The 26,127-nt window shown below is 46.9% G+C and carries 26 protein-coding genes; 23 read left to right on the top strand and 3 right to left on the bottom strand.

All coding sequences use genetic code 11. From position 1 onward, the window contains the following. Positions 1-105: 105 nt before the first annotated feature. Positions 106-462 carry a hypothetical protein gene (locus ONB37_09705; GenBank protein ID MDZ7400426.1) on the bottom strand — a complete coding sequence of 119 codons (357 nt, stop codon included), beginning with the start codon at positions 460-462 and terminating at the stop codon, positions 106-108. A gap of 459 nt (positions 463-921) precedes the next feature. Here ONB37_09705 and ONB37_09700 point away from each other — a divergent pair, with 459 nt between their 5' ends. The 3 genes from ONB37_09700 (at position 922) to ONB37_09690 (ending at position 4,976) form a co-directional block, all read left to right on the top strand. Then, positions 922-2,553 carry a DUF885 domain-containing protein gene (locus ONB37_09700; protein MDZ7400425.1) on the top strand — a complete coding sequence of 544 codons (1,632 nt, stop codon included), beginning with the start codon at positions 922-924 and terminating at the stop codon, positions 2,551-2,553. A 252-nt stretch (positions 2,554-2,805) separates the two neighbouring features. Next, a complete protein-coding gene (locus ONB37_09695) occupies positions 2,806-4,200 on the top strand; it encodes a hypothetical protein (protein MDZ7400424.1) in 1,395 nt (464 codons plus the stop codon). Continuing rightward, positions 4,197-4,976 carry a class I SAM-dependent methyltransferase gene (locus ONB37_09690; protein ID MDZ7400423.1) on the top strand — a complete coding sequence of 260 codons (780 nt, stop codon included), beginning with the start codon at positions 4,197-4,199 and terminating at the stop codon, positions 4,974-4,976. The genes ONB37_09695 and ONB37_09690 overlap by 4 nt, the downstream gene beginning before the upstream one ends. Positions 4,977-5,126: 150 nt before the next feature. On the opposite strand, the gene ONB37_09685 is transcribed toward ONB37_09690, so the two are convergent. Both ONB37_09685 and ONB37_09680 read right to left on the bottom strand, forming a co-directional pair. Next, complete coding sequence (locus ONB37_09685) at positions 5,127-5,891, bottom strand: hypothetical protein (GenBank protein MDZ7400422.1); 765 nt, start codon at positions 5,889-5,891, stop codon at positions 5,127-5,129. A 56-nt stretch (positions 5,892-5,947) separates the two neighbouring features. Further along, a complete protein-coding gene (locus ONB37_09680) occupies positions 5,948-8,434 on the bottom strand; it encodes a M1 family metallopeptidase (GenBank protein MDZ7400421.1) in 2,487 nt (828 codons plus the stop codon). Positions 8,435-8,920: 486 nt separating this feature from the next. Between ONB37_09680 and ONB37_09675 the strand changes: the two genes are divergently transcribed. The 20 genes from ONB37_09675 to hslV all read left to right on the top strand — a co-directional run bounded on the left by ONB37_09675 (position 8,921) and on the right by hslV (position 26,123). Beyond that, the gene (locus ONB37_09675; protein MDZ7400420.1) at positions 8,921-9,472 is read left to right on the top strand and encodes an ECF transporter S component; all 552 of its coding nucleotides are present in this window, start codon (positions 8,921-8,923) and stop codon (positions 9,470-9,472) included. A gap of 48 nt (positions 9,473-9,520) precedes the next feature. Beyond that, positions 9,521-10,141, top strand: coding sequence for an ATP-binding cassette domain-containing protein (locus tag ONB37_09670; GenBank protein ID MDZ7400419.1), 621 nt, complete (start codon positions 9,521-9,523; stop codon positions 10,139-10,141). Beyond that, on the top strand, positions 10,132-10,758 hold the full coding sequence (locus ONB37_09665) for a hypothetical protein (GenBank protein MDZ7400418.1): 627 nt from the start codon (positions 10,132-10,134) through the stop codon (positions 10,756-10,758). Before ONB37_09670 ends, ONB37_09665 begins: the two co-directional genes overlap by 10 nt. Continuing rightward, positions 10,755-11,507, top strand: coding sequence for an energy-coupling factor transporter transmembrane protein EcfT (locus tag ONB37_09660; protein ID MDZ7400417.1), 753 nt, complete (start codon positions 10,755-10,757; stop codon positions 11,505-11,507). Before ONB37_09665 ends, ONB37_09660 begins: the two co-directional genes overlap by 4 nt. 97 nt (positions 11,508-11,604) lie before the next feature. Next, entirely contained in the window at positions 11,605-12,363 is a 759-nt protein-coding gene (gene mobB / locus ONB37_09655) for a molybdopterin-guanine dinucleotide biosynthesis protein B (GenBank protein MDZ7400416.1), read from the top strand. Positions 12,364-12,698: 335 nt separating this feature from the next. Further along, positions 12,699-12,992, top strand: coding sequence for an Asp-tRNA(Asn)/Glu-tRNA(Gln) amidotransferase subunit GatC (gene gatC, locus ONB37_09650; GenBank protein MDZ7400415.1), 294 nt, complete (start codon positions 12,699-12,701; stop codon positions 12,990-12,992). A 57-nt stretch (positions 12,993-13,049) separates the two neighbouring features. Further along, entirely contained in the window at positions 13,050-13,802 is a 753-nt protein-coding gene (gene kdsB, locus ONB37_09645; protein ID MDZ7400414.1) for a 3-deoxy-manno-octulosonate cytidylyltransferase, read from the top strand. Then, positions 13,799-15,454 (top strand): CTP synthase, encoded by a 1,656-nt coding sequence (locus ONB37_09640; GenBank protein MDZ7400413.1) that lies wholly within the window; start codon positions 13,799-13,801, stop codon positions 15,452-15,454. The genes kdsB and ONB37_09640 overlap by 4 nt, the downstream gene beginning before the upstream one ends. Positions 15,455-15,549: 95 nt before the next feature. Continuing rightward, on the top strand, positions 15,550-16,374 hold the full coding sequence (gene kdsA / locus ONB37_09635; protein MDZ7400412.1) for a 3-deoxy-8-phosphooctulonate synthase: 825 nt from the start codon (positions 15,550-15,552) through the stop codon (positions 16,372-16,374). A 9-nt stretch (positions 16,375-16,383) separates the two neighbouring features. After that, positions 16,384-16,908, top strand: coding sequence for an HAD-IIIA family hydrolase (locus ONB37_09630; GenBank protein MDZ7400411.1), 525 nt, complete (start codon positions 16,384-16,386; stop codon positions 16,906-16,908). A 73-nt stretch (positions 16,909-16,981) separates the two neighbouring features. Beyond that, positions 16,982-17,857, top strand: a complete 876-nt coding sequence (locus tag ONB37_09625; GenBank protein MDZ7400410.1) for a CsgG/HfaB family protein — start codon at positions 16,982-16,984, stop codon at positions 17,855-17,857. A 13-nt stretch (positions 17,858-17,870) separates the two neighbouring features. Then, a complete protein-coding gene (locus ONB37_09620; GenBank protein MDZ7400409.1) occupies positions 17,871-18,644 on the top strand; it encodes a hypothetical protein in 774 nt (257 codons plus the stop codon). Positions 18,645-18,660: 16 nt separating this feature from the next. Beyond that, a complete protein-coding gene (locus ONB37_09615) occupies positions 18,661-19,326 on the top strand; it encodes an Ig-like domain-containing protein (protein MDZ7400408.1) in 666 nt (221 codons plus the stop codon). Between the two features lie 13 nt (positions 19,327-19,339). After that, positions 19,340-20,329 (top strand): KpsF/GutQ family sugar-phosphate isomerase, encoded by a 990-nt coding sequence (locus ONB37_09610; GenBank protein MDZ7400407.1) that lies wholly within the window; start codon positions 19,340-19,342, stop codon positions 20,327-20,329. Then, positions 20,326-21,264, top strand: coding sequence for a lysophospholipid acyltransferase family protein (locus ONB37_09605; protein ID MDZ7400406.1), 939 nt, complete (start codon positions 20,326-20,328; stop codon positions 21,262-21,264). Before ONB37_09610 ends, ONB37_09605 begins: the two co-directional genes overlap by 4 nt. A gap of 78 nt (positions 21,265-21,342) precedes the next feature. After that, positions 21,343-21,930, top strand: a complete 588-nt coding sequence (gene lptC, locus ONB37_09600; protein ID MDZ7400405.1) for an LPS export ABC transporter periplasmic protein LptC — start codon at positions 21,343-21,345, stop codon at positions 21,928-21,930. Between the two features lie 117 nt (positions 21,931-22,047). After that, positions 22,048-23,127, top strand: coding sequence for a hypothetical protein (locus ONB37_09595; protein MDZ7400404.1), 1,080 nt, complete (start codon positions 22,048-22,050; stop codon positions 23,125-23,127). Continuing rightward, entirely contained in the window at positions 23,124-23,855 is a 732-nt protein-coding gene (lptB, locus tag ONB37_09590; protein ID MDZ7400403.1) for an LPS export ABC transporter ATP-binding protein, read from the top strand. The genes ONB37_09595 and lptB overlap by 4 nt, the downstream gene beginning before the upstream one ends. Positions 23,856-24,027: 172 nt before the next feature. Then, positions 24,028-25,476, top strand: a complete 1,449-nt coding sequence (gene rpoN, locus ONB37_09585; protein MDZ7400402.1) for an RNA polymerase factor sigma-54 — start codon at positions 24,028-24,030, stop codon at positions 25,474-25,476. Between the two features lie 116 nt (positions 25,477-25,592). Next, a complete protein-coding gene (gene hslV / locus ONB37_09580; protein ID MDZ7400401.1) occupies positions 25,593-26,123 on the top strand; it encodes an ATP-dependent protease subunit HslV in 531 nt (176 codons plus the stop codon). The last annotated feature ends 4 nt before the right edge of the window (positions 26,124-26,127 follow it).

Below are 26,127 nucleotides of genomic sequence, written 5' to 3'. Positions count from 1 at the left end.
TGTCAGATCAAATGATCATGATGCTCGCACATCTGGTCGCGAAATTCCTTGGGGATGAAATTTGCTGAAAATGGCTTTTGCCCATCACCATGAGATGAAAATGATCTATGGACGCTTTTCGCTCTCCAGCGTTTCCATCTCTTTTTTCACCTCGACCGATTTTTTCTCTTTCGAATAGCCCAGGAACTTCAAGATGCTATTGAACCCTTCAGTGCCACTGCTGATAATTAGAGCGGTGATGATAATGTCCCAAATCTCACCTCCAGCATAGCCCAGATGATTCAACACCCGAAGACCCGCATAAGTAGAAAGCACCAATCCAGCAATGAATGACAGCGGTTTCAATACTGCTCCCTTGCGCTCTTTGAGCCAGAAAAAAATCGGATCCAATACTTCAATGAGCTGCTGTAATCCTAATGCCGCCGCAAAAGCAGGCGCGAATGCAACAATCAACTTCTCCATTATGCCTCCAAGTTATTTGAATATCCCAATCTCCAGCATAAGCCATCAGTTCCATGCTTTGATCAATAAATAAACGCTACCACGATGTTGCAACGTCAGAATGAAACAAGCGAATTTCTCACAAGTTCAATGCTGAAAGTTTCCGATATGCGCCAAATATACCATTTGTCAAGGAACATGTCAATAAAAAATAATTTTTGTTCAATAAATTTTACTTGCCATTTTTAGAAAAAGTGTTTATATTCGATCTACTTTTCATCTCTCCATTCAATCGTTTCGACATCCTTTGGACTGCTACGGAGGTGGCACATTTTGAGCGGTAATGTGCCCTTTTCATTTTTAAAGAAACTAGTCAAACAGCTTTTTTCGATTACCAGTGCGATGCAGCATTAGTGTCATTTCACTTTTTTCAAATCTCCTCATCGCATGCGAAGGGATATTTTTTAATCAGAGGACGGTTTGATAACTTTGCCAGAATCTTCCTTTAGAAAAATTGCAGATCAGATCTTTACCAGCTTGGCTCAAGCTTTTCCTATCGCCTGTGCATCAGATGAATTCTACTATTTTCCGCAAATCCGAATTTCGGATTTATCATGGCAGGTGTGGGATGATTTTTCTCCTGAAGCCGTGCAAGAAACAGTGATGCAACTCGGCGGTTGGGAGACGCAGATCGCTTCCATGAATACGCTGGCGTTGGGATTAAACGAGCAAATTGAGCTTGCCCTACTTAAAAAGTTCGTCATCACATTGCGCGAACAATTGGCTGAAATCCGTTTTTGGCAATGGCAACCTTCGTTTTATTTAATGCTAGCCAATCTGGGAATTGCGGAGGCGATAAGTTCCCCTGATCCCGGGGCAAAGCACGAGCGAGCAGTTGGCTTGCCCTCATTTTTGGATAGGGCCAGGAAAAATCTCGATGATGTTCCCACCTTGTTTCGGGAGATCGCCCTCAATATGGTTTCGGATACGCAGCAATATTTCGCCTCACTCCAGTCCAATGTGCCAGAGCTCCAGCGATCTCAAGAAGCGCTGCAACGTTTTGCCGATCACCTTCTCACATTGCCGACACGGAGCGATTTCGCGCTTCCGTCAGAATTATTGCAACGAGTCGTTCAATATCATCTGAATTCAGGTTTGGATTTAAAAGAAGCCAACGAAGCGCTCGATCTCGAGATTGCTGAGATGCAGCGCGTCATGGATGAAGAAGCGCGTGGGCTGATCTCAAATGCGCAACTGGACTCTGATCATACTCTCTGGAGCTTAGCCATTCGTTCGCTCCCAGTTCCAACTCTCGGGACGGATGGCCTGCTCGGCCTTTATCGCGATGCGGTAAATCAGTTGGCTCAGCATTGTATAGATAAGAAACTCATATCATCCGAACTCATCGTCGATTGCCCAGTGAACGTCGCCCCAGTACCAAGCTATCTCGCTGCCATTCGAACGGCATCGAGCTATTCGGTCACTGCCAGGCATCCAGCCGCGGGAGGCACTTTTTACGTCAATCACGCCGAAGTCTCCGGTCCCGAGAACCGCGAGCGACTGTTAGAGTATCGGATGCTTGCCGCGCATGAGACCTACCCTGGCCATCATCTGTTAGATACATTTCGCTGGAATTTGCAGCAGCCGATCCGGCGGCATATCGAACAACCGATCTATTATGAGGGTTGGGCTTGTTTCGCCGAAAAACTCATGCGTCTCACTGGCTTTTTTTCCCAGCCTGGGGATCGATTTCTTTTAGCGAAACGCCGCCTATGGCGCGCAACGCGGGGCAAGGTGGATTTAGCCCTACAGCTTGGGGAAATGAATTTTGACACAGCGAGCCAATTTCTCATCGAAACTGGCACCAGCACCCAGTGGGCAACCGATTCGGTGCGAAAATACCCTTTGAACCCAGGCTATCAACTGTGCTATGCCATCGGCTTGCGCCGCTTCATCGACCTGTTTGATCGCTTTGGCCAGTCAAACTTGAAAAGCTTCGTGCAAACGTGCTTGCAGCAGGGAGAGATAAATTTCGCTGATTTAGAGACAATATTGAGGCAGCAGCAATTCGATCGCCCAATGGAAAATCCACTGGAATTTGCAATGCGCTAATCAATATTTGGCAGCGGCGCACAAAATCTTTGCGCATCCTGTCTTCTTGCGGTGTACTGTTATTCATAAATCTCCGCGTGCCGAATCCGTAAGTTGCTTATTGTCTGGCCAGTTCTACCCCATCCACAGGCCAGATCCGCGTCAAACTTTTTGGTGATATGTCAGAAGACGATCATGATTAGTTCGAGAGAGTTACTTTGGCAAATCAGGTGAAATTTTTATTATACCAACAGTCATTATAGGAGCACAACTATGGAAAACTTCAATGGCTATCATTCGGAATGGAACCTGGGCAGCCCCGGGGGTTGGGATTACCAACGGATCAATCAAAGCATTGGGAAAACCATCTGGGAGAAATACTTTAAAGCACAGACCGAGTTGGTTCTGGATTTCGATCATCCGTGGCTCATCCCAGTGCACGGCTTTGTGAACATGCTGGTGGATGTCTACCGATCACGCCAAGGACGCAATTCCGGGCTGATCGCGATCGTGGCTGAGGAAGAGACGCTTCAGGATGTGACCGAAAATCAGAATCTGGTTCACCATCTCAATGCGATCGATGGATTGCAGGCTGCGCTCATGGCCCCGCAGGAGCTAGAGCTGAAAAATGGCAGCGTCCAATGGCGCGGTAAAGATGTGGCACTGATGTTTATCGATTTCAACACCAATGTGCTATTAGAACTGCATCGTAAACATAACTTGCGGCCTTTACTGCACGCCGTTAAAAATGGACAGGTGATCAACCCTCGTGGGACCGAGCCGATCAATTCCAAAGGTCTCTTCGAGGTTTTGACCGACCCCCGCTATTTTTCTCGATTCCCAGAAGAAATCATCCGACGGACACCATGGACGCGGCAGTTTTATCCGCGCAAGACCACTGGTCCGAATGGGGAGGTGATCAACGATCTCGTCGAATGGACCCGATTGAATTGGGAGCGCCTCGTGCTGAAACCAGAGCGCGGTTATTCAGGCAAAGGTGTCGCCGTGGGCGGGATTCACAACAATGTTGATGACATCATCGAACGCGCTTTGAAAAACGGTGGCTACAACGATTACATCGTTCAGGAGAAGATCCCGCTGAGCCTTTGGTCCGAACTGATGCCAGATATGGACCCCGAGACTGGTACGATAAAACTGTATCAGAATCAGACCGATTTTCGCTGCTTGTTTGGTCAGGATGGTCTCTACGGCTTTTTGGGACGGTTCGGCAAAGTTCCGACCAATGTGGGGAGCGGCGGCGGCGTTCAACCATTGGCGGTGTTGCGATCGGATCAAACGGTCCGAGAAGCGACTCGCATCATCAACGAGATGATCTTGGGGACTGACCCAGCGATCGTTCGCCAGGCCATTGAAGAGCAACAGCGAATGGCGTTGGATCAGAAGTTCACCTATTTGTTAGGGCCGATCAAAATTGCACTGCGACCGAGACTTATCACTCTTGAACAAATGAAAGCCCTGGAGAATTACAGCCGAGGAATCTGGGAATCATGCTTGACTTTAGAACAAATGTGGTTGTCTGAGGAGCTAGAAATTATCATCTGCATCGAGCCGGAAGAGCTGGAAATCATTCGATCCCAGCCGTGGTTGGGATCGCCAGCGATCTTCGCCTCAGACGGGTTATTTAGCTTTGGAGCACATATCGAATGAGCTTTGAAGTCTCAAATGAGTGGTGGAAGGATCTTTTCGATGAAGTCTACTTGCTCACCGACGCCCGATCAGTCTGCGATGAGGTGCTCACCCAGCAGGAAGTCAACTGTCTCGAAAAGATCCTCAACCTCAAAAAATCTGATGCGATTCTGGATCTGTGCGGCGGACAGGGCCGGCATGCGATTGAACTCTCGCGCCGGGGTTTCACAAACATTACCGTTTTAGATTATTCTCATTATCTCATCACGCTCGGCCAACAGCAGGCCAGGCAAGCGGGTTTCAGCACACAGTTCATTCAAGGCGATGCCAGAGATGTAGGGCTTCGGGAGGCAAGCTTTCAATATATCATCGTGATGGCCAGCTCTTTCGGCTATTTTATCGATGAAGGCGAGAACTTAAAAATCCTCCAGGAAGCGTATCGCTTGCTGCAGCCCAAAGGAACCTTATTATTGGACCTGATCAATCGTGATTATATGCTGAAACGATTTAAACCGTTCTCTGTCCATCAGGTCAATGAAGACATCACGGTTCAGCGCGAACGGGTCCTAGGAGATGATATTATTTTCAGCAAAGAGACGGTAATTTCGGCAACCAAAGGCCATATCCGAACCAAAACGTATTGCACACGCCTCTATTCCCCTCAAAAAATTTCGACATTGCTGTTTTCGGCAGGATTTTCTTCAGTGGAATGCATCAGCGATTTTATGGATCGCGATGCCAATGGTGATTTCGGCTGCCTAACCAATCGGATGATCATCCTTGCAAAAAAGCCGTGATCCATCAATACCAATGTGCAAATCGAGGGGACTGGTTATGACTTCACCGATGTCAAAAAGCAGCCAAGGATCTGTTGCTCCCCGCCTCTCGAAGCCATAAGCTCAGCCAATCCCCTGCTGGCTGAAGGGCTCTGCCTTTCAGCCAGTGGTCTACATCTTTAATGCGGCCACAATCATCAAAGTAACCTTCAAACCATTGATATCACTCCCCACCCCTGCATAACTCTGGCGCTTCAAAAAAGCCTCATAATCATCGGGGAAAATTTGTGTCCCTTGTTGGATCTTCTCGGCGCTATGATCCTGTAACGGATAACTCTGCCCCGCTGTGCTAACTGGATATGTCAACCGCACCGTCACGATCACTGGATCGCGGTAAAGGCCCGCAACGATCCCAACATCGAATGCATGGGACGATTCCCCCAGATATCGTCCATTGAGCGACTTTTGGGGAACATTCTCATCGAACGGATTCGAATAGCGGCTCGTCAAAGTAATTTGGCGGTTGAAAAACAACATAGCGGTTCCATTCACGAAAACATTTCCGACCGCGTATCCGAATTCGCCTGCAAGATAGAGGCAGCTCTGCTTCAATTCCAACTTTCGGCTCTCACCGATTTGAAAGCGCGCCAGGTCTTTCGACGTATTATATTGAAACCCAGTCAAAGCAGCATAGCTCAGCCCTTTTAAACGACGATAACCCAACTCCCAGCTCAAGCCCATCGCGTGCTGAAGGCCATGAAAATTCGTTGCCAGATATGGTGCGTAATATGCGTTATAGCTTTTTTTGAATCGATCGAGACCTTTCGATTGATAATATGCACCATTGAACCCCATTCCCAGCACCAGAAATTGTTGAGCATTGGCACTGCTGAAAACGATCATGAGGAGCAAAAATGGAATATTTTTCTTGAACATGATCTCAACCTTTCGAAAAACGAAAACTGTTTGATTACATCTTGCCAATTGTATTCCTATTGACTCCGCCTTGTGATTGAATACAGCGCTGCCGCAGCGATGGCACGGAGATCGCTATCACCTGTCTCGCGGATGATTCGCTCCAATAATTCGGTAGCAGACGAAACGGTAAGATCTCCCAACATTTCCACTGCATGGGCTTTCACACCAGGTGGCGAATCCTCAGCACAGTCCATTAAAATGCGATGGAGTCTGGGATCTTCAGGCTGGCAGCTCTTCCAGGCATCAAAAGCGGCTTTCCGTAGGTGCTCGTGATTTTTTTCCCCAGCAAAAGGAGCGATTTCTGGGACCAATCGCGAGTCGCCGATGATTTCAAACGCCTTGAGACAAGCCAGTTGGATCTCATCATACCAGGCAGGTCGATTGATCTGGGCACGGATAAAATCTCCACTGGCCGTAGGGTTTGTTCGAGCGAGCGCCACAATAGCAGTCGCAACCACATCGCTATGCGGATCGTTTTGAATGACCCGTCGCAACAGCGGTTCTGCCAGAGACGGTTCGAAGCGCGGCAAGGCCAATACCGCCGCCTTGCGGATATGATAATCTTTCGCATGAAGAGCAGTCTGAATAAGCTGCATGGCATCGCGCGAGCGCAACTCGCTCAGCAGCCGAACAGCCTCTGCTTTCAATCCCCAAAATTTGTTACCAGTCAACAATTCGCGAATGGCATTTGAAGTTGCAGGTTGAGACGAATAATGTTCTACCAGTTGCCGCAGCGCCCAGATTCTACCAGGGAGCGCATCATGCTGAAGCTGATAAATCAATTCCCGCGGTGATTTTTTAAATCTGATCTCTGCCACCAGCGCACCTTTGCCATCGAAACTGACCATGAATGGGGCTTCGTCGCAGTCTATCAAAAATCGATCGACCCGATTTTTAGCCCAAATAGTTTCAATTTTTTTGCCTGATCGCGTTACAATCGAGATCTCGACCGGCAGATTGAACAGATCCTGGCCTTCGATAATCGGCTGAACTTGTTTCACGGTCAAATCCAGCTTTTTCTGGCTAGATAAATAATCATAGCTCACCTCAAAGATCGGGTGGCCAGCGCCGTAAATCCAATCATCAAAAAACCAGTCCAGATTTTTGCCGGTCACTTCTTCGATGGCAGTGTGGAACTCACTACTGATGACATTCGAAAATTGATGCTGATGGAGAAAATAGCTCAGGGTGGTGAAAAATGCGTCGTCCCCCAAAATTTCTCTCAGCATGTGGAGCACCAGAGCACCCTTGAAATAGGTGATTTCGATGATATAAACCTCGCTTGGGGTGTCATAATAGGCATATTCGAGTGGCCGAATTTGATGCTTCTTGGCGACATAGTTGAGATACCGATCAAGAGCTTCGCGGCGAACCAGATCGAAAGCGTCCTTTCCCAGATGAAATTCATCCCAGAGCATATTGCAATAGGTGGCAAAACTTTCATTCAGCCAGATGTAATTGAGGTTGCGACAGGTAATATTATTGCCGAACCAATGATGGGCGAGTTCATGGGAAATCAATCCGTCGGCAGACCAGACCTGGAAATAACGATCGAAATCTGGTGGGCCAAAATTATCTGGTGCGGAGCTATCGCGCAAAACCGACAACCGATGCCCGGAGACCGACGTATGCTCCATCGCGCCGATGGCATAATCGGGAAATGCCACTTGATCGTATTTTTCCCAGGGATAACGGTAATTAAACCGTTCGGAAAAGAACTCCACCATTTTCGGGGTGTTACGAAACGCATAAGCGCCTTCATTCAATCGGCCCTTAGGCACCCAAAAGTTCAGCGGGATGGTACCGAATGCTGGCGTCAGCTCACCGCGCTCAAATTCACCAATATAAAGTGCCATCAAATAATTCGAATGAGGCAACTTTTGTTTCCAATGAAACGTGCGCTGACCATCTGACTGCGTGGTAGTCTCAACAAGATCTCCATTTGATATAACCGAATAGTTGGCAGGCACAGTGACCATGAATTCAGACGAAAATTTATCGTTAACCTCGTTATAAATGGGCAACCAGTTGGCGTGAAGTCCGCCCTCCCCATAGCTGTAAATGAAATACTGGCCAGGGTGATCATGATCCTTCAAAAAGTAGAGACCAGCATTAGGCTGCGCCCAATAGCGAATCGCTACTGTCAATGTCTCCTGACGCGAATAACTTCTTCCCAGATTTATCTTCAAACCAGAATCCGATTGATCAAAAGTCAAAGGATGAGTTCCTTGAAGGAGATGGAGGTCAACTTGTTCGATGTGCAACCGAATGGCATCCAAATCGAAAAATTGACATGTGATGAGCGGCCGCAAGGTTATGGTGGCCGTGCCTTGAATTTTTCGCTCTATAAAATCGAAGCTCAGATCCGCTCTGTAATGAACAATATCGATAGTTCGTTCCCGAACGCGCTGAAATTTGCCACCTAACAGTACCTGCGCTTGAACAAGCGCAGCCAATCCTATTACCAAAAAAAACGCCACTGTTCTGCTAAAATTTTTCATCAGTTTCCCTGTCTCCTATAAATTGTTTTGGCAAGTAATCGTATGATCAATTTCCATAAAATGAATTTAGCATTTAAATGACCATAGTCAAGCGAAAAAATGAGCAAAATAGGAGTCTGACCTCACAATTGGTAGCACCTTATATTAGCCAAATATGATTGATGATCTTGACGATAATCATCTTGGTATCAATTATCACGAGCAACCATTAACCGATCGTTCGCTCGGTAGCGAAAGATTTTTCAAAGAACTATCTTCGATCTCATAATGCTGCTTTTAATCATGCTGTTCACCCATAATGCTATTCAAACTTGATTAGCCACGAAATTGAGCTGGGGAAAAAGGGAAAAAAGGTTGATTTTGATGAAAGGCTTTAATATATTATGCCCACTTTTGTCCGTAGTTCAAGACTGATTTCATTTTTGATGGGCGAATGTGGTCGTATCAAGATATTTGGTTTACAAACATCGCTTGAAAGAGCTTTCGATGCTAAATAAAATTTCAACGCTCGATGCAGTATTTATCGCCCTAATGGCGGCTTGCGGTCTGGCATTAAAGCCAATCATAGGTCCATTATTTAAGTTGATCGGTTCCGCCTTTCTCATCCCTTCTGGTTCGCTGGCTGGAGCGGTCTATATGATCTGGCCTTCGCTTGCCATATTAATTGTGCGACATATCGGTGCTGCCACATTAGTAGGCATTATACAAGGCATTATTGTCCTAGTAACGGGCATTTACGGCTCGCATGGCATCCTATCGCTTTTGACGTATACCGTTCCTGGTATCGTTATTGACTTGGTCTATTGGTTGATTCGAGGTTTCCGATACCGCTGGTTGATGTTTTTGCCCGCCGCTTTTGGCAATGCGGCTGGCTCCGCCATCGTGGGAATCATCCTGATGCATATCCCTCTGCTTCCTTTGATCCTCGGTTTAATCCCTGCATTCATCTTTGGCGGTATCGGGGGGTTGCTCAGTTTGTTGCTTTATTCTGCATTGATCGAGGTGTTTCCAATATTTGATAAATCCAAGCTTCTGTAATCCATGCTGCTAAAGATTGAAAATCTCAATTTTGGTTGGGAAGAGACGTTGTTACTGAAGGGCATTAACGCTCAATTGGGGCCGGGGCAGGTTGTGCAACTGATGGGTCCAAATGGAGCTGGGAAAACCACCCTACTGCATCTCATCGCTGGGCTGATCCCCCATTTTTATCGAGGTAGCATATTGACCGGGGATATCTTGATCCAGGACCGCTCTATTATATCAGCCCCACCGAAATCCTTTTTTCCAAAGATCGCTTACATTCCCAGCACGCATCTGGATCTGTTTTTGCTCACTGAATCTCTGCATCAAGAGCTCGAATTGACCAGCGGCATCTTAAAGGCGGACCGCACTTGGAGGGAGCAACGCTTAGCAGAATTCGCGGTTTTTTTTCCAGAAATCAAAGAGATGTGGCACATCCCTTTTAAGACTGCAATGCATCAGCAGAAGATTCTGGCTCTCAGCCTGATTTACTATGTCCAACAAGCACAGCTTTTCTTGTTCGATGAGATATTTCCATCCTTTTCAGAGGCCCTGAAATCCAAATGGCTGGAATTTTTCCAGTTTTTGGGCCAGAATCACTGCACGGTGATTTTTGTGGATCATCAGCGTGCAACGAACCATTTCGGCAAATGGATGTTGAACGAAAAACATCTAACATGCTTATGATCGATTGGTTAACAAGAAATTTCAAGATTGGGAATAATTACATTATCCTCCAACAGCACAGTGAAGAGCTCAACGCCCTATTGGCCGATCAGCTTGTGGCCCCATTTCACATCGGACGGAAGCATAATTTATGGGGTGAACTGGCTCATCAATTACCAAGGATCGGCCAACGGCTTGGCTGGGTGCCGAATCTGCTTCCAGCGCTATTTCTCAATCGCACGGTTCAGGAGGAGATCGCAGATGCGGCGGCAGCAGCAGAACAACTGCTGCAACCTGCGTCACGCCATTTCGACCTTGCCCGCCAATTGCTCACCAGGCTAGGTGTTGAGCAAATGGCCTATCGATCACCGCTATCGCTCTCAGAAGGCGAAACCAAAATCGCTTGGTTTTTAACGCAATGGGTCAAATCGCCAGATTATCTCATTATTGGTTACCTCCCCGCGAATCTGTTCGCCCCAAAAGTTATCGAGTTAGTCGATTTTATATTGGATCGAACCAATCAGCCACCTGGTCCTAAGACTATAATTTTGGGCTATCAAGCCGATCAGATTGATTGGTGTATGAAATTGCTGGCACGATCAGATTGGCATAAGGTGGATTCATTGCCCGAATTATGAGCGAGTTGATTATGAACGTGTTCCGACCTAATTTCCATTTCCTAACGATTCTGCTACTGGGTTGCTCTGCGACCATCTGGGCAATAGCAGAACGAGGCTATTTCATGCCGTTATTATGGCTGATTATTCTTTCCATCTGGATCGCCCTCACAGCTCCAGGAGAGTTCAGAATGTTTCTCCGACGCGTCTCGCAAATTGGGCTACTCCTTACCATTATCTCGCTGGTTCAAATTGTCTTTCGCCGCCAAGGCGAAGTGCTCCTCGCATTTCGGAATTGGCCGATCGTCTTTTCCGATGGCTTGCGCGAGGCGATTTTGCTTTGGATCCGGTTCATGATTATTTTCATGCTGGCGTACATCTTCAGCCGTGTTTCGCTATACGAATTTCTTTTATTCTTAAACAAAATGAAAGTATCATTGCAATTCAGCCTATTGCTTCTCACCACCGTGAAATTCATCCCTTTCATGTTTCAAGAAGCAAAGAAAGGTCTGTGGACGCTTCGATTTCGAGGCATAGATATGAACCAGCTAAGCCTGAAGGGAAAATACGTATCGCTTAAAAAATTGCTATTGCCATTGGTCATTCGGGGCATTCATTATGCGACTTTCTCCTCTTTGGCGTTGGAGCTTCGTGGCTACGGTGCTGTTTCCCGAATTGAAATTCAAGAAGCTTATCCTTTAAAAGCCTGGGATTTTGGAATGATAACAGTGATCATGCTCATCAACGCCTATGGGGTGATCTATTTTTAAAACGGTACTCTTATGCGCAATCCAGATATCTCCAATCTGTAATCTCCTTGAATTCTGAAAAAACCTATCCACTCTCAATCGACAGGAGATCCTCAATATGTACGCCTTGCAAATCGTCGGCTATCATAAATCTGGCAAAACGACAACTGTACATGAGTTGGTGAAACGCTTAAAGCGCGCCCGATTTTCTGTGGCAACAATCAAGGATATTCATCGGGAAGATTTTGAATTGGATACTCCGAATTCCAATACTTATGTCCATAAGCAAGCTGGTGCAGATTTGGTGATCGCACGTGGGGAGCGGGAGACGGATTTCATGTACTACCGTCGAATGGAATTTTTAGAAATTGCCTCTAAAATCCCTTGCGACTGGTTAGTGGTAGAGGGTTTCAAACAATTTCCGCTTCCCAAAATTGTCTGTGGCAGAACCGAAGAAGATCTGGATGATTTGATCGATCGCCGCACCTTTGCAATCGCTGGTGTCGTTGCCAATACCCGAAACGAGTATCGGGGAATGCCAGTGTTCAACGTATTAGATGCGCAGCAAGCAGATGAATTATTCGATCTGGTTCAAGCTAAAGTCTTTCCCATGTTGCCGTATGTGGATGATCAATGCTGCCAGCGCTGTGGGTTGACTTGCGCTGAGCTTGTTGAGGCGATTATTCAGGGAGAGAAAACTTATCAGGATTGCCACATTCAACAGGGCACGATTCGCCTAAAAATCGGCCAACGGGAAATCCCTATGGTTCCATTTGTGCAAAGGATTCTTAAGAATAATATCCTGGCCATTGCGGCAGAATTGCATGGCTGGCAGCAAGATCAGCGGATTGAGATCATCATTGATCCAGCTGCATAAAAAGGCTTGAATAAAGGTTTTCGCTCGAGATCAGGGGCTGTTTGATCGCATCAAAAGATGCGATCATCGGTGTTGCGATGAAAAGGTCGGAATTACGGAATCGATCTCTTAACAAAAATTATGCCAGCACATCGAAGTTTATGCTTGACAATTTGAGCGAATTATTTTATATTAGAAACGGCTGAAATGCTTTGCTGATCCTAAAAAAACGGAACAGGCACATCCTGAGTATTGCGGCACGGTGAATGGCCGCATTTCGCTTTATCGGGTGCATAAAAGGCATCAGTTTCGCATAACCAGCGATCCTTTGTTGAAACTCAAAAATCAAAATACTCATGTTAATTTCAATTGAAGAGGTGGATCGAATCGCTCGATTGTCGCGGCTCAGATTTAGCGATACAGAAAAGCAGAAATTAGCCATAGAGCTTTCTCAAATTGTCGCTTACATCGACAAGTTGAACGAACTGGATTTGACAGAGGTCCCTCCAATGTCACAGGTCATCGAGCTCGGCAATCGGATGCGGGACGATGAAGCTGTGCCATGGTTCAGTCCCGAGCAGGCTCTGCAAAATGCGCCGGCTCGCCAAGGCAATTTTTTTAGCGTGCCAAAGGTGATTAAAAAAGATTAATCAGGATGGCTTTTTAGCAGAGAACCAGTTAGCGTAAAAGGTCGCGCAAAAAAACAGATGAACGCAATCGGAATTATCCCCGCTCGCTATGCCTCAACGCGGTTCCCAGGGAAACCGCTGGCCGATATTCTTGGGAAACCGATGATCCAATGGGTCTATGAACAAGCTCGGCTGTCTCAATTGTTAGAACGAGTGATCGTCGCGACAGATGATCAAAGAATTTTTAAAGCGGTTGAGAATTTTGGCGGGGAAGTCATCATGACCTCTCCAGATGCTGCGAATGGCACCGAACGGGTCGCAGAGGTAGCCAAACGATTAACGGCCACTTTCATTGTCAATATTCAAGGCGATGAGCCACTGATCGATCCAGCGGTCATCGATCAACTGGTGATGTTAATGCGTGAAAATCCTGAGGCGCCGATGGGTACGTTGGTCAAGCGGATCAAAAACATCGAGGATCTCAATAACCCGAATATTCCGAAGGTGGTGGTCGATAAGGACTTTTATGCGTTATATTTTTCGCGGTCTGTGATCCCATTTTTTCGAGACGAAAGGGATCAGCGGCACTGGTTGATGAAATCGACCTATTATCAGCATATTGGACTTTATATCTATCGGCGCGATTTTCTGATGCAGTTGGTGAAGCTCCCACCTTCTATTTTGGAACGAATTGAACAACTGGAGCAATTGCGAGTGCTGGAAAATGGGTACAAAATTAAAGTCGCGCTTACTGAGACGGACTCGATTGGCGTGGATGTGCCGGCCGATATCGATCGGGTCATAGCACAATTACATGGGAGAGCAGCTTGAAAGGGAACAATCATACCAAATATATCATTGTGACGGGGGGTGTTGTATCATCTCTTGGCAAGGGGGTTGCGTCGGCCTCAATCGGTGCGTTATTGCAGGCGCGAGGATTAAACGTCACGATCCTGAAAATGGACCCTTACATTAACGTCGATCCAGGGACATTAAGCCCCTATCAGCATGGAGAAGTCTATGTGACCGATGATGGTGCAGAGACCGATCTGGATCTGGGTCATTACGAACGTTTTTTGAACAAAGATATGACGCGTCGGAACAACACGACCACCGGCCAGATCTACTACACGGTGATTCAACGGGAACGGAATGGCGATTATTTGGGCAAAACCGTTCAGGTGATCCCCCACATTACCGATGAGATCATGCGTCGTATTTTGGATTTAGCAGATGGCGAAACGAAAACGGATGTGGTGATCACTGAAGTCGGCGGAACGGTCGGCGATATTGAAAGCCTGCCCTTTTTGGAGGCGATCCGTCAGCTTCGGTTGGATGTGGGGCCGAAAAATCTTATCAACATTCATTTGACATTGGTCCCCTATATTCGCGCCGCAGGGGAACTGAAGACCAAGCCGACCCAACATTCAGTGATGCGATTGCGGGAGATCGGTATTCAACCTGATATTTTGCTCTGTCGCGCCGAAACAAAATTGGACGCAGATCTCAAAAAAAAGATCGCCCTATTCTGCAACGTCCCCATCCGCGCGGTCATCGATGCCCCAGATGTCTCCACCATTTATGAAATCCCATTGATGTTCCATGAAGGCGGCCTGGATGATATTATTGTTGAAGAATTAAATTTGAATTGCAAAAAACCAGATTTAAGGGAATGGGAACAATTCGTCCATAAGATCAAAAACCCTGGGTCAGAAGTGACCATTGCGGTGTGCGGCAAATATGTGGGGCTTCACGATTCTTACAAAAGCATCATCGAGGCCTTCATCCATGCTGGAGTGGCAAATGACACGCGCGTCAATTTGAAATGGGTGGATTCGGAGCTATTGGAAAAACAGAATGCAGCCGAGGTATTATCGGACATTTCCGGGCTCCTGATACCAGGCGGCTTTGGTGGACGCGGTATTGAAGGGAAGATCAGTGCGGTCCGTTTTGCTCGCGAAAACAATATTCCGTTTTTTGGGATATGCTTGGGATTGCAGTGCGCCGTGATCGAATTCGCTCGTCATGTCTGCCAATTGAGGGATGCGAATAGCACGGAATTCAACGAATCCACTCCTCATCCGGTGATCGATTTGATGGAGGAGCAGAAGCGGATTAAAGCCAAGGGCGGCACGATGCGGCTTGGCGCTCAGCCGTGCTTCATTAAAAAAGGTACCCGAGCTGCCGCTGCATATAGCGCCGAGAAAATCAGTGAGCGCCATCGCCATCGGCTGGAGGTCAATAACAAGTACCGATCGTTGCTTGAACAGCATGGTTTAATCATGAGCGGGATCAACCCGGATCTGGATTTAGTGGAGATCATCGAGCTGAAGAATCATCCTTGGTTCCTGGGGGTCCAGTTTCATCCTGAATTAAAATCCCGCGCCCTGAACGCTCACCCATTGTTTCGTGAGTTCGTCGCCGCAGCCCTGGAATTTCAAAAAAATGCGGCCAAGGGCAAAAACGTTCCTTCAAAGCACTGAGTGGCTCTCGCCGTAGTTTTTTGTAAGCAGGACCGAAGCACTGGAATAAATTGGCTTGATATTGATGGCAAAATCTAAACTGGAAAGAATTCTGGATCATGAAAGCCATTCGAATCAATAATATTACAATAACCGAAAATTCTCCATTTGTACTGATCGCTGGTCCCTGTGTCATCGAAACCGAGCGAATTGCGCTTCAAACGGCTGAGGAGATCAGAAAAATCACTGACGAGTTGCGAATCCCTTATATCTACAAATCTTCATACAGCAAAGCCAATCGGCAGAGCATCGAGTCCTATACTGGGCCTGGATTAGAGCAGGGGCTGAGAATACTGGAAAAAGTAAAGCAATCATTCGAAATACCAATTCTGACGGATATTCATTCCCCGCAGGAGGCTGCACCAGTGGCTGAGGTGGCAGATGTGTTGCAGATTCCAGCATTTTTATGTCGGCAGACCGATATAGTTGTTGCGGCGGCGAAGACAGGCAAACCGATCAACATTAAAAAGGGGCAATTCATGGCGCCAGAGGATATGGGGGCAATTGCGGCCAAGGCGGTCCATTTTGGCAATGATCAAATTATGTTGACGGAACGCGGCACCACATTCGGCTACCATAATCTCGTCGTCGATTTTCGATCGTTGGTAATCATGAAGAACCTGGGTTATCCAGTGGTGTTTGATGCCACTCATAGTCTGCAATTGCCGGGGGGCGCTCATGGGAAATCAGGCGGCCAGCCGCAATTCATTTTTCCACTGGCACGAGCAGGTATGGCAGTAGGCGTGCAGGCGCTCTTTCTTGAAACACACCCCTGTGTTGAGGAAGCGCTCTGCGATGCGGCCAACATGCTTCCACTCCAACAATTGCGATCATTATTAGTTCAATTAAAAGAACTGGATGGTATTATCAAAAAGATTTGAGCCTTGAATCTGTCCGAAAAAATCAACAAGATCAAATTGCTATTGCTCGATGTCGATGGCGTCCTAACTGATGGGGGCATCATTCTTGGCGAATCGGATCAAGAGTTCAAGATATTTAACATCAAAGATGGCTTGGGCATCAAACTGGCTCAAGCGGCTGGGCTGGAAGTCGGCATCATCACTGGGCGCGCTTCGGCGGCGGTCCAACGCCGGGCAGAGGATTTAGGCATCAAAATCTTGTTCCAGGGACAATCGGATAAGCGGGCTGCATACGAACAGATTCGAGCAAATTTGGGGCTAGGCGACCATGAAATCGCCTATGTGGGCGATGATCTCAATGATTTGCCAGTGCTCAGACGGGTTGGGGTGCGTTGCACGGTGGCCGATGCTTCCGAAGATGTGAAACGAGAAGCAGATTATATTAGCCAACTGCCAGGTGGCAAAGGGGCGGTACGCGAAATCATTGAATGGATCTTAAAACGACAGGGAAAATGGGAATTCGTCATCCAGAAATTCCGATCTGCTGAGCTCTGAATTCACGGTATCCCATTGGACGCTGCACACGCAACGAAACAACTTATAGGTTCGAATCACTGGGAGGGCAAATATGATAAACAAATGTAAAATTCTTATCTGGTTGGTCTTCCTAATTTCGAGGGGAATCCCCAATCTATTTGCACAGCAAGCCCAGGATAGCACCAAAATCATCGTTGCAGTAATGGATTTCAAAAATAACAGCTCGGTTTTTGGCTACGATCGCTTCGAGCGGACGATCACAGAATTGCTAAAAACGGAGCTCTCGCGTTCCACTGATCTTCTGGTGGTAGAGCGAAGCAAACTCGAAGCCATTTTGAGAGAACAAGCACTGGCTCAAGCTGGGATCTTGGCTACGCAAGAGGCCCAGCAAGTGGGTCGATTGGCTGGAGCAGATTTTATTATCTCGGGAGAGATCAACGCCATTGGCTCCCAGTTCCGTATCGATGCGCATTTGATAAAAGCGGGCACTGGTCAGATTTCAGGGGAGAAAGTAACGAGCCGCTCTGCTGACAACATTGAGCAAATGATCAGACTGTTAGCCCAAAACATCATCTTCAACCTGACTGGGAAAGGCGAACGACTGCAATCTGCCAAATTGCGCAATTATCGCTCGCATTGGGCAGCATTAGGCACCATCGCACTTGCCGCCGCGACGGCCATCTTTCATTTCAATTATCAAAATAAATACGATCGCTACCTCCAAACAGATCTATTTGGTGACTTTGATCGGTATTATTCCGATGCAAATCGCTCTTATCGGGCTCGTAACATATCGCTCAGCGCCACAATTGCGGGAACTTTGGCAACAATAGCCCTATGGAAACGCGATCGGAGTGATAATAACTATATCTATGCCAGCAGCGATTCGAAGGCTTTCCCAATCAAGGCCACATTCGAAGACCAGGAACAAGGAAAATTTTCCGTTTCCTTCACCCTCCAATTTTAAAAAGGAGGACAATATGAGACAAATCGCATCTCTCTTGATCATTGGACTGGTACTGGTTCGTTGCGGTGATCTGGAACGCAACAATCCCTTCGATCCAAAAAATCCCAATGCCACCATCGCGCAGACCATTGCAGTGGAATTATTTGTCAACGATAGCACGGGGTTTGAGTTTTGCAGTTATGCGACCGGTGCGATCGAGGAATTAGCCCAAGAAACCATTTATCGGGACAAAATTTGTGTGCTGGAATATCATCTGATGAACCGCGTTTCTGGGTGGAACGATATTTATGCAATGGAGGAATTTAATCAGCGGTATTACGAATATGTTCCCAATAGCTCTGAACGAGCTATACCCGATGCTATGTTCAATGGGCTTACCAAGCGAGTACAGGGTGCTTCTTTTGAAAATATTAAGCAGCGGTATGTGGACGCGCTTGGAACGCTGCTTGGACGAACCAGTCCTTTTGGTCTTCAAGGAATAAAAAAAATCAGCAACAATGGATTTGAACTCGACTTGAGGCTCGCCATGTACGGAAATGGCGCGAAGGAAAATCTTCGGTTGATTGCTGTCATATACGAAGACCTGAATATGAAAGGGCACCGCTTTTTGGTCCGACAAATTCTTCCAGTGCAGACGATTCCTTATATTCAGCATGGCGAGATCAAATCATTTCGTTTTTCGGCGCCATTGCCAAGGTACGAAAACGCAACCAGCTTATATGCAGTGGTGCTCGTTCAGGATTCTCAAAGCTCCAAAAAAGAAATCTTACAAGCAGCCAGTTTTTAATTGGCGGGAGGAGACCATGAAGCGATCAATTTGCATTTTTGTCATAGCTGAATGCGCGCTATTGCTGAATTGCAAAGCATTGGATATGCTGTTCAACCAACCTCCAATTATTGTCAATTTAACGGCCAATCCGCAAGAGATCGCTGTCAACGATACCACTACTTTGCACGTCGAGGCCACAGACCCGGAAAACGACTTTTTGTCTTATCGATGGGAGTGCAAGTTGGGAGGGACGTTCATTGAGAATTATTTAGAGACGGTCACCTGGATCGCGCCGGCCACTGCGGGCCGCTTTCCCATTATCATTACTGTCTCCGATGAAAACGGCAGCAAAACAAAGGACACCGTCTTTGTGAATGTGCGCGATGAAACGAAACCGTTCGTCATGATTACGCAACCAGTGGAAAACCAAACGATCCTCGGATTAGGATTTTATACGATCAAGGTAAAAGTGACATACCTTTGGCCGATTCGGTCGGTTGACTTTTTCATCAACGATAAACTGTCTTATACCGATTACTCCAGCCCATATCAATGGAACAATTGGAATGTGACGGGTCTTTCAGGCCGGAAGACCATTATGGTCAAAGCGTATGACGCAAAAGACCCGACCAATTGGGGAGCTGATTCAGTTCATGTCACGATTGAAGGTGCGAGTTCGCTACCAAACCAGGGATTATAAAAAACTTTAAACTATGCCGGAGAGCAATAACAAGATAGCGCTTCAGACGATTTCCATCGGGAAAGAGGTCATTCGGAAAGAGGCCCAGGCGATATTTGATCTTGAACAGAAAATCAACTCCGAGTTCGCTCAGGCAGTGGAACTGCTCGCCCAATGCAAAGGGAGGGTGATCATTTCTGGGATGGGAAAGTCTGGCATCATTGGCCGCAAGATCGCTGCAACGTTAACAAGCACTGGGACGGCCGCCATGTTTTTGCACCCAGCCGAGGGGATGCATGGCGATCTGGGCGCGGTCCATAAGGATGACGTGGTGATTTGCATCTCGAAAAGTGGTAATACGAGCGAGCTATTTCAGATCTTCCCAGTGCTAAAACGGATTGGCGTGCCGATCATCTCGATCGTGGGCAATCGTCGCTCGCGGATCGCGGAACGAAGCGACATCGTTTTAGACGCAAGCGTCAAAGAAGAGGCATGCCCATTTAACCTCGCCCCCACATCCAGCACCACGGCTGCCCTGGTCATCGGCGATGCCCTGGCGGTGGCGTTGCTGAAGCGACGCAATTTCACCGCCGAACAATTTGCCATGTTTCACCCTGGGGGAAGTCTGGGCAAAAAACTATCGATCAAAATCGACGATGTCATGTTCACTGGTGATCGCATTCCCAAAGTGACCGAAGATTTGCCTTTAGAAAAGGTGATCTTTGAAATTACATCGAAACGGTTCGGTTCCACCTGCGTCGTGGACCAACAGGATCGATTGATCGGCATCATTACCGATGGCGACATCCGTCGTTTGGTTGAGAAAACCAAGGATATTTGGGACCTCAAGGCCAGCCAGATCATGACTCGTAATCCCAAAACGGTGAAGCTGGGGACATTGGCAGCTGAGGCGCTCAAGCTTATGACCGATTTCAGCATCATGCAAGTGATCATTGTGGACGATAACAATCATCCCCGCGGGATCGTTCATATTCATGACCTTTTGGAGGCCGGCATTCTGTGAGTTTATTGTGGCGTCGCACCCGAAAGCGGATAAAAAACTGGTTGATCTACATATTTGTGAAAGCAGGGCTGCGGTGGATCAATAGCGCGGCTCGGGATACAGCGATAAAATTTCTCAAGAACCTGGCATTATTCGGGTTCTATCTGATTGGTTCGGAACGTCGCAAGACCATCGATCACCTAACCCTGATCTATGGCTCTCATTATGATCAAAAAACTATTTACCGCATGGCGCGAGCCGTATTCATCAATCTGGGACGGAATATGGCCGACGCATTTCGATTGCCATGTTACGGTTCTCACAACATCGATCGCTACGTCACAGCCTGGGGATTGGAAAAGTTAGATCGAGCGCTGGCTCGCGGCAGAGGGGTCTTGGCCATAACTGGTCATATCGGCAACTGGGAGCTGATGGGCGCTTATTTAGCAATAAAAGGTTACCCAGTCAATGTCGTCGGCGCTCCTATTTACGATCCCAGACTCGATGCGCTGGTGGTAAGCAATCGGGAACGTTCCGGCATGAAATATATCGCACGCGGGGGTGCGACGCGAGAAATTTTGCGCGCTCTGGCACGCAATGAGATCATCGGCTTGCTGATCGATCAGGATACCCGCCATGTCGATGGCGTTTTTATTGATTTTTTAGGAAAGTTGGCCTACACTCCAGTAGGTCCCACAATTTTAGCCCTAAAAACCCAAGCAGCAGTGGTCCCGATGGCCATTCATATTGGCCCCGATAACCGCCATTACATTGAGATCGGTGACCAGCTTGATCTCGAAATCTCTGGCGATGCATCACAGGATCGTGTGACAAACACGCAACGCTTCTCTGATGCCATCGCCCAGGTCATTCAAAAATATCCCACTCAGTGGGTTTGGATGCATCAAAGATGGAAAACAAAGCCCGAGGACGTGGCAAGCAAAGACCTCCATTAACAAGCAGGTTCAAAGGAATGAGGTCGCCGAATTGGGAATTGACTGAGAAAATTTTGAAAAAGCGGACGCTGGATCGAAGTGAACAATAGTCCAAAATTTTGTATTATCTTTGTCGCCATGCTGGTGGCTTTCGGCTGCGGAACCAGGGAATCGCAACTGACATCGCAACAAAATGTAAATGAAATCCCAGACCAGGAGGGTTGGAACTCCACCGTGACTACCAGCAAAAATGGCAAGGTTGCTGCCGTCATCAGATATGGCCACATGCAACGGTTTAAGGAGCGCCAACTGGTGGAACTCGATGGAAAGGTGATGGTCGATTTTTTCAACGAGCAGGGGATGCATACTTCGAACCTGGTGGCGGACAGAGGCAGGTTGGATGAAACAACCAATAACATCGAGGCGTTCGGCAATGTCGTCGTCGTATCAGATACTGGGATCACGCTAAAGACTGAACGTTTGCGGTGGGATAACAGTATCGAAAAGATCGTGTCGAACGATTTTGTCACAATCATCACGGCTGATCAGGACACGTTCTACGGCAAGGGATTCGAATCCGATCAAAATCTCGAAAATTGGCGCATCATCGCTTTTTCTGGTAAAACCAGCCGGGCATTGGACCTCAATCTTCAACCAGAGCGGAAAAAGTCAAAAAAAGAGGAATAAGATAATCGAGATAGAGGTCATGCACAAACTTACGGGTACGTTACTACATAGATTCAAATTGAAGGTATGAAAAAAAACTTCTTTATATTTTGCTGGGTTTTATTAGGCGCGATCTTCATGCAAGGGGAAGTCACTCAGGCTCAGAAGCCCGATGAGGAGAAATTAGAGATCATCAACGCGGATACGGTTCGGTATTCAAAGAATGCCTCAGGGGATGTCATTAAAATGATTGGAAATGTCCATCTGCGGCAGGGCGTAGCGGAGATGTTTTGCGGGGAAGCGGAGTATTGGCGCGATAAACGCCAGACCATCGTTCGCAATAACGTTCGAGTTTATGATCGCAACAAGAGCCTATTCGCTGAACAGGTATATTATTTCGGCGATCGCCAATTGTTTCAAGCCATTGGTCGGGTATTATTAAAAGATTCATTACGCCAGGTGATCGCTGAACAGATCGCTTATGACAAAAATGAAGATCTCGTTACGGCAGAAAAAAATGTTGTAATCATCGATAGTATTAATTATATTCAGATCACTGGTGCTTTGGCGAAATTTGATAATGCCAATGATTATGCATGGATCACGGGACATCCGATCCTCACCCGTCGCGATACCACAGGTACAGACACGCTTTGGATTACCAGCTTAACCATGGAGCTGTTTCAAGGCGGCGCTAAAGCAGTGGTGAGTGACAGTGTCATGATCCGACAGGGCAAAGCCAATGCCAGTTGTGGTCGGGCAGAATTTTATCGCGATCGGAATGAGATCCTTTTGCTCCAAAAACCAGTTGCATGGCAGGGAGGCGACCAGCTTTCTGGCGAACAAATCCAGCTTTTTATCGAGAAAAATAAATTGGTCAAAGCGGTGGTGACCGGCCAGGCGCTGGTCACTTCTCGAGTGGACACGGTAGCTTGGGACCATCGAGTCAATACATTGACTGGCCAGCTCATCACCATGTACTTTGAGGACGACCAGTTGGTTCAGGTCACGGTGGAAAATCAAGCGACCAGCTATTATTACATCTATGAAGATGAAGAAGAGAAGGGCATGAACAAAATCATCGGTGATAAGATCAGTGTGTTCATCAGAGATCAACGCATCGAACGGATTCTGGTGGAGAGCAATCCCCAGCTCTCTTCCGGTACCTATTTCCCGCCCAATTTGAAACCGATGATACTTCCTGGGAAGATCGAATGAAATTGAAGCTACAAGCGGAACGACTGGTAAAGATCTATAGCAAACGAACTGTTGTGAACGAGGTCAGCCTGTATGTTGAACAGGGCGAGATCGTTGGACTATTAGGGCCGAATGGTGCTGGCAAAACCACCACTTTTTACATGATCACTGGGATGATTCGGCCTACCCGGGGGACAATCTGGCTGAATAACCAGGAAATCACCGATCTGCCGATGTACCGTCGGGCACGGATGGGCATTGGCTATCTTTCACAGGAATCGTCGATCTTCCGAAAGCTGACGGTTGAAGAAAACATTTTAGCAATTCTGGAGACCATGCCCCTGTCGCGCTCAGAACGCAAGCTACGGCTTGAACAATTGCTGAACGAACTCAACATTTCTCATCTGGCAAAAAACAAGGCCTACACCTTATCTGGAGGTGAGCGCCGACGCGTAGAGATTACGCGAGCTTTGGTCACCAATCCGAAATTCATCCTTTTGGATGAGCCATTCGCTGGTATCGACCCGATCGCCGTGGAGGATATTCAGACGATCGTCAAGGGCTTGACCAGCAAGGGTATTGGAGTGCTGATTACGGATCATAATGTTCACGAAACGCTCTCGATTACCGATCGGGCTTATTTGCTGTATGAGGGAGTGGTACTGAAGTCGGGCAGTTCGGAATTTCTTGCCAATGATCCAGAGACCCGACGGCTCTATTTGGGAGAGAAATTTCGATTAGATCGATGATTTCATCGTTAACAAAGAGCTGTTTTTGGCGAGAAAGACGTTTCGGCCATGACATTTTCTCGGAGACGGATGGATTTTGTGGGGTCGAACTCTGTTGAATCGGTGAAACCGATTCATTATTCACAAAACCAATGAATGCTAACAAAGTGTTTGCGGAAGGGTGCATAAAGCTATGATGAATGTTAATATTTCACAGCGAATGGGGCTTTACATGAAGCAGTCGCCCCAACAGGTATTGCTGTCGACATTGCTCCAGTTACCGATCCTCAGTTTAGAACAGCGCATTAAACTGGAATTGGAACAGAATCCGCTGCTCGAAGAGGACCTGGAGCAAGAGGAAGAAATGGAACAGGATTTGGTCGAAGAGATCAAATTGGAGGAGCTGGATCGACAGGAAGATCGCGACGAAGACGAAGAGGAAGTAATTGAGGAATTTAAGGAGGATCAGGAGGAAATTGATTGGGACGCGATTTTAAATGACGAGAACAATTATGAGATCAAGGCGCCGAAGGATGAAAGTGCCGAGACATTCGAGCGGCCTGAGGTGAGCCAAACAAGCCTGCCCGAGCATCTGCTGGAACAACTAAACTTGACCGACCTTTCAGATAAAGAGCGGATGATCGGTGAATACATCATCTGGAATATCAATGAGGTGGGCTATTTAAATTATGATCTGGAGCTCATGGCTCAGAATCTTGATGTGACAGTCGAGGAAATCGAAAAGGTGCTCAAAGTGATTCAGAAATTCGATCCGCCTGGGATCGGAGCAAGAAACTTGCAAGAGTGTTTGTTGATTCAACTTGAAGAATTGCCAGAACGAAATGAATTGGCAATTGCTGTAATCAGAGATCATTTTGAAGATTTCAAGAACAAGCGGTTCGAGAAAATCGCTAAAAAATTGGGAATTAGTCTGGAGGAGTTCAAAGAGATACTGAACATCATTACTAAGTTGAACCCTAAGCCTGGCGAAGGCTATCCCAGTCTCTATGATAATAGCATTACCCCAGATGTCATTGTCACGAAGGAGGGGGACGATTTTAAGATCATTCTGAACGATTGGAATATCCCTCATTTGCGTATTAATAATAGCTATAAAAAGCTGTTGCTCGATAAGAAAAACACGCCCAAGAAGACTAAAGAATTTATCAAAAATCGGCTCGAATCTGCCCGCTGGCTGATCAACTCCATTCATCAGCGACGGCTTACCATTCTGAAAGTCGTTGAAGCAATTGTTCGGCGCCAACGCGATTTTTTTGAGAAAGGATCAAATTATTTGAAGCCAATGATCCTAAAAGATATTGCTGATGAAATTGGGATGGACATTTCGACGGTTAGCCGCGTGACCAATGGAAAATATGTTCAGACCGATTATGGAGTATATGAATTGAAACACTTTTTTAGCGAGAAAATCAAGCGGGATGATGGCGAGGATGTTTCGAATAAAGAGATCAAAAATCGAATCCGAGAGATCATTGAAAAAGAGGATCCGAAAAAGCCTTATAACGATCAGAAGATCGTTCAACTTCTGAGACAAGAGGGTTTCAATATTGCCCGTCGAACTGTAGCCAAATATCGCGAGCAAATGATGATCCCGGTCTCCCGGCTGCGTCGAAAAATTTGATCGAAATAAATCAGCGATCGCAGGATGACTATGATTCAAATCGAAAGGGGGAAAATCAAGAAATGAGTGTTATAGCTAACTGTGCTTACCTCAACTATCAAATGAAAAAGGACAAAATGAAAACACGATCGACAACGATTCTTGGGATCCGCCACAAAGGCAAAGCGGCCATGGCTGGCGATGGCCAGGTGACCTTCGGGGACACGATTTTGAAAACTAGCGCTCGAAAAATCCGCAAGATGTACGACGATACGATTTTGGTCGGTTTTGCTGGTGCAGCTGCCGATGCGCTAACTCTGTTCGATAAGTTCGATGCTAAGTTGGAACAATACAAAGGCAACCTGCCCCGGGCTGTCGTTGAGCTGGCCAAAGAGTGGCGTACCGATCGGTATTTGCGCCGGCTGGAAGCTCAATTAGCGGTAATGGATAAGAATCATAGCTTCTTGGTCTCTGGAACTGGGGATGTGATCGAACCAGACGACAGTATTTTGGCTTTAGGTTCTGGAGGGCCGTATGCGCTGGCAGCCGCTCGTGCCCTTATCAAACACACCAAACTCAGTGCTAGGGAAATTGTCCAAGAAGCGATGCAAATTGCGGGCTCTATTTGTATCTATACCAACACCAATATCGTCATTGAAGAACTATAAAGGA

It is taken from the genome of candidate division KSB1 bacterium (genome assembly GCA_034506395.1).
In the GTDB taxonomy this organism is placed as follows: domain Bacteria; phylum Zhuqueibacterota; class Zhuqueibacteria; order Thermofontimicrobiales; family Thermofontimicrobiaceae; genus Thermofontimicrobium.
This window is presented reverse-complemented; position numbering and strand designations above follow the sequence as displayed.

What these genes read in the sequence shown, in the direction of transcription:
- ONB37_09705 (MDZ7400426.1), bottom strand. Translation starts at nt 462, where the DNA reads ATGGAGAAGTTGATTGTTGCATTCGCGCCTGCTTTTGCGGCGGCATTA.
- ONB37_09695 (MDZ7400424.1), top strand. Translation starts at nt 2,806, where the DNA reads ATGGAAAACTTCAATGGCTATCATTCGGAATGGAACCTGGGCAGCCCC.
- ONB37_09690 (MDZ7400423.1), top strand. Translation starts at nt 4,197, where the DNA reads ATGAGCTTTGAAGTCTCAAATGAGTGGTGGAAGGATCTTTTCGATGAA.
- ONB37_09685 (MDZ7400422.1), bottom strand. Translation starts at nt 5,891, where the DNA reads ATGTTCAAGAAAAATATTCCATTTTTGCTCCTCATGATCGTTTTCAGC.
- ONB37_09680 (MDZ7400421.1), bottom strand. Translation starts at nt 8,434, where the DNA reads ATGAAAAATTTTAGCAGAACAGTGGCGTTTTTTTTGGTAATAGGATTG.
- ONB37_09675 (MDZ7400420.1), top strand. Translation starts at nt 8,921, where the DNA reads ATGCTAAATAAAATTTCAACGCTCGATGCAGTATTTATCGCCCTAATG.
- ONB37_09665 (MDZ7400418.1), top strand. Translation starts at nt 10,132, where the DNA reads ATGCTTATGATCGATTGGTTAACAAGAAATTTCAAGATTGGGAATAAT.
- ONB37_09660 (MDZ7400417.1), top strand. Translation starts at nt 10,755, where the DNA reads ATGAGCGAGTTGATTATGAACGTGTTCCGACCTAATTTCCATTTCCTA.
- mobB (MDZ7400416.1), top strand. Translation starts at nt 11,605, where the DNA reads ATGTACGCCTTGCAAATCGTCGGCTATCATAAATCTGGCAAAACGACA.
- gatC (MDZ7400415.1), top strand. Translation starts at nt 12,699, where the DNA reads ATGTTAATTTCAATTGAAGAGGTGGATCGAATCGCTCGATTGTCGCGG.
- kdsB (MDZ7400414.1), top strand. Translation starts at nt 13,050, where the DNA reads ATGAACGCAATCGGAATTATCCCCGCTCGCTATGCCTCAACGCGGTTC.
- ONB37_09625 (MDZ7400410.1), top strand. Translation starts at nt 16,982, where the DNA reads ATGATAAACAAATGTAAAATTCTTATCTGGTTGGTCTTCCTAATTTCG.
- ONB37_09620 (MDZ7400409.1), top strand. Translation starts at nt 17,871, where the DNA reads ATGAGACAAATCGCATCTCTCTTGATCATTGGACTGGTACTGGTTCGT.
- ONB37_09615 (MDZ7400408.1), top strand. Translation starts at nt 18,661, where the DNA reads ATGAAGCGATCAATTTGCATTTTTGTCATAGCTGAATGCGCGCTATTG.
- ONB37_09610 (MDZ7400407.1), top strand. Translation starts at nt 19,340, where the DNA reads ATGCCGGAGAGCAATAACAAGATAGCGCTTCAGACGATTTCCATCGGG.
- ONB37_09595 (MDZ7400404.1), top strand. Translation starts at nt 22,048, where the DNA reads ATGCAAGGGGAAGTCACTCAGGCTCAGAAGCCCGATGAGGAGAAATTA.
- lptB (MDZ7400403.1), top strand. Translation starts at nt 23,124, where the DNA reads ATGAAATTGAAGCTACAAGCGGAACGACTGGTAAAGATCTATAGCAAA.
- rpoN (MDZ7400402.1), top strand. Translation starts at nt 24,028, where the DNA reads ATGATGAATGTTAATATTTCACAGCGAATGGGGCTTTACATGAAGCAG.
- hslV (MDZ7400401.1), top strand. Translation starts at nt 25,593, where the DNA reads ATGAAAACACGATCGACAACGATTCTTGGGATCCGCCACAAAGGCAAA.